The sequence below is a fragment of the Mesorhizobium sp. M1E.F.Ca.ET.063.01.1.1 genome (genome assembly GCF_003998155.1).
GTDB lineage: Bacteria > Pseudomonadota > Alphaproteobacteria > Rhizobiales > Rhizobiaceae > Mesorhizobium.
On record NZ_RZSC01000853.1, the window covers coordinates 1 to 2,343 of the forward strand.

Annotated in this window: 4 protein-coding genes and 1 tRNA gene; 2 read left to right on the forward strand and 3 right to left on the reverse strand. The window is 56.0% G+C overall.

Annotation, left to right across the window (positions count from 1 at the left end):
• Positions 1–138: 138 nt before the first annotated feature.
• Both EOA29_RS33330 and EOA29_RS33335 read right to left on the reverse strand, forming a co-directional pair.
• Positions 139–945, reverse strand: a complete 807-nt coding sequence (locus EOA29_RS33330; protein WP_126093532.1) for an NYN domain-containing protein — start codon at positions 943–945, stop codon at positions 139–141.
• A 109-nt stretch (positions 946–1,054) separates the two neighbouring features.
• Complete coding sequence (locus tag EOA29_RS33335) at positions 1,055–1,279, reverse strand: hypothetical protein (protein WP_126093533.1); 225 nt, start codon at positions 1,277–1,279, stop codon at positions 1,055–1,057.
• A 78-nt stretch (positions 1,280–1,357) separates the two neighbouring features.
• Between EOA29_RS33335 and EOA29_RS33340 the strand changes: the two genes are divergently transcribed.
• Positions 1,358–1,690 carry a hypothetical protein gene (locus EOA29_RS33340; protein WP_126093534.1) on the forward strand — a complete coding sequence of 111 codons (333 nt, stop codon included), beginning with the start codon at positions 1,358–1,360 and terminating at the stop codon, positions 1,688–1,690.
• A 92-nt stretch (positions 1,691–1,782) separates the two neighbouring features.
• Here the strand turns inward: EOA29_RS33340 and EOA29_RS33345 are convergent.
• Positions 1,783–1,868 (reverse strand) — tRNA-Leu (locus EOA29_RS33345).
• 190 nt (positions 1,869–2,058) lie between these two features.
• Between EOA29_RS33345 and EOA29_RS33350 the strand changes: the two genes are divergently transcribed.
• On the forward strand, positions 2,059–2,292 hold the full coding sequence (locus EOA29_RS33350) for a hypothetical protein (RefSeq protein WP_245464657.1): 234 nt from the start codon (positions 2,059–2,061) through the stop codon (positions 2,290–2,292).
• Positions 2,293–2,343 lie beyond the last annotated feature (51 nt).

A 2,343-nucleotide genomic window follows, 5' to 3' on the forward strand; every position in this document is an offset into this window, starting at 1 on the left:
AGTCTACAAATTGAGGATTGTATTAAAATGCTACACTTCGCTACGCGCGCCTGCGATTCGAGGAGGGGCCGGTCTTGCGGGGTAGCGCCGACCGCGCTGGCGAGCATTACGGCCCGATCGCGGCGATGTAGAGCGGAACTATCGACCGGGCTCCTTCCGTGGAAACAGGCCGAATTGGCGTTCCACATATTTCAGGAATACTTCGGGTTTTCTCATCTTGTAGATCGCCCGGTTGTCTTTCGCAGCGTAGATGTGCGGATGGTGAGCGTTCTCATAGATGTCGTAGGAGTGGCCACCTTCAAATACGAACGTCTTGGAAAAGCCAAAGCCTTGATCGGTGATCGTGGTCAAGGGCGGGTTCGGCGTCAATTCACTTATCCCGTATAGGTCGTCGTCGCCAGCGCCTTCGAAATGAACGACGATGTTAAGCTCGTTGATGTAGGACACCTCGTCAGCCAACTCATATAGATATTTCGGGGTTTTGCCGCGTATGCATTTGAGGATGGTTCTGGTTTGCGTTCCTTGAAGTGCCTCTAGGACTGGGTAAAAGTCGCCGTCATTGGCGAACAGGAAAGCCCGATGGAGACCATTTACAGCCTGTCGATAGACATCGATCGCCAACAATATATCGACGCCTTTTTGCTCCTGCCCGCGCTTGGGCCTAGACCTCGCTACGCCGTTCTTTACGTGAACGCCAGGATAGCTATTGATCCTGTCAAATAGCTTTTGGCTCTTCTCCAGCAGGACCTGATGGGAAGCTTCGTCAGTACCTGGCTTTTGGTCAGGATAGGCGTTGTAAAAAAAGGTTCGCGCTGCGGCGTCAGCCTCCCATTGGAAGAACCTGCCGAAATCGAAAATGGCGCCTTCATCCATGCTGAAATAGCTTCTGGCGCTCTCGATAAGCGAAAGCAGCGACGAGCCGTCCACAAACGCATATGTGCTCATTCAAACCCCGCACCCAATAAGAAGTCGGAATGCTACTGGTGCGGGCATCGCAAAGGCAAGCGGTCTCCGAAGGGAGCGGCCTGACGTTCTCAGCGAACGGGAACGTCGCTTACTTCTTGGCGATGAACCGCTGCACCATCACGGTTGAAACGCGCCCCACCAAGATACTGATGCCGGTTACGATGGGCACATATACCCGACCATTCCAACCTTCGGCCTTGCAGAGCTTTACAAGTAAGAGAGCCAAGGGGAGCCCCACCAGAAGAACGCCAAGAGCCTGCGGACGTCGCTTTTTGAGGCGCTCGATATGTGCCTCTTGTTCTGGCTTGATCATCACGAAAGCCCCGCCGTCCCAGCCGAAACCAATCGCGCAACTGTGGCGCGCATAAGCCGGCTCCCGCAAGGGGAGTGCTTGACGATTTCAGCAGGAGGTGGCGCGCGCGGTAAACGGATGATCGCATCGAGGATGCTGCAATTTGCGGTATGCTCAATTCTATGCGGGATGCTGCTACAGTCCCTTATGGCCGTCCGAATAGTGGTTGTCCTGGCGCTTCTTTTCGCCTTCGCCTATGGATTCGCAAAACTCGTGGAACATTATGGCGGCGTTGGCGATCAACCCTCTCCGTGTGAAGAATTGTCAGACCTTGATTGCCCAGACCCGAACGCGCCACCTGCTATTCGGCATTTGCTCCCCACCTACATCTCGCTGTTGTCGATGATGCCGCCTTCGCCGTCGGGCAACTGATTCGAGAGCGCCGATCGCTTCCTGAGCCTCACCGGCGCCGCCACCATTCTCGGGGATGAATTCAACGCCGGCCGCTTCTAGCAATTTCAATGTGGTGCGGACGACGGGAATCGAACCCGTACGATCAGAGATCGAGGGATTTTAAGTCCCTTGCGTCTACCAATTCCGCCACGTCCGCTGGCGAAGCCCTTTTCAGATGCCAGCCCGTAGCCGTCAAGGCATGTTTCGAGACAAGCGTCCTTGCGGGAACCATGACAGGCACAACGGCACCACGGTGCGAATATATTAGCTATGTTTAAAATTCGAGATTGTCCTAGCCGATATCGTTAGCATTTCCTTGCCAACATCGAGCCCAAGTTGATGGCAGAATGCGTGCAGCCATGCGCGGGGCAGGGTGGATCAAAGGATTGCGGGCAACCGAGGCGCAGGAGCTGCGGCGCGAGATTGCCCAGCTTGAGCTCGACTTGATCGAGGCCGCCAACTCGGGGGGCAAGGGAAAGCTCCACGACATTGCGCACAGCTTGCGGTGGCAAAAGGCGCGCCTGGAGCGGCTGGAGGAGTGCCTGGCCGCCATGCCGGCCGGGAAGACCACTTCGGCTTGATCCTGGATAGTGGCGTGATCGCGCAATTACGCCTCCGGAGGCGTTCGCTAC

What these genes read in the sequence shown, in the direction of transcription:
- EOA29_RS33330 (WP_126093532.1), bottom strand. Translation starts at nt 945, where the DNA reads ATGAGCACATATGCGTTTGTGGACGGCTCGTCGCTGCTTTCGCTTATC.
- EOA29_RS33350 (WP_245464657.1), top strand. Translation starts at nt 2,059, where the DNA reads ATGCGTGCAGCCATGCGCGGGGCAGGGTGGATCAAAGGATTGCGGGCA.
- EOA29_RS33335 (WP_126093533.1), bottom strand. Translation starts at nt 1,279, where the DNA reads ATGATCAAGCCAGAACAAGAGGCACATATCGAGCGCCTCAAAAAGCGA.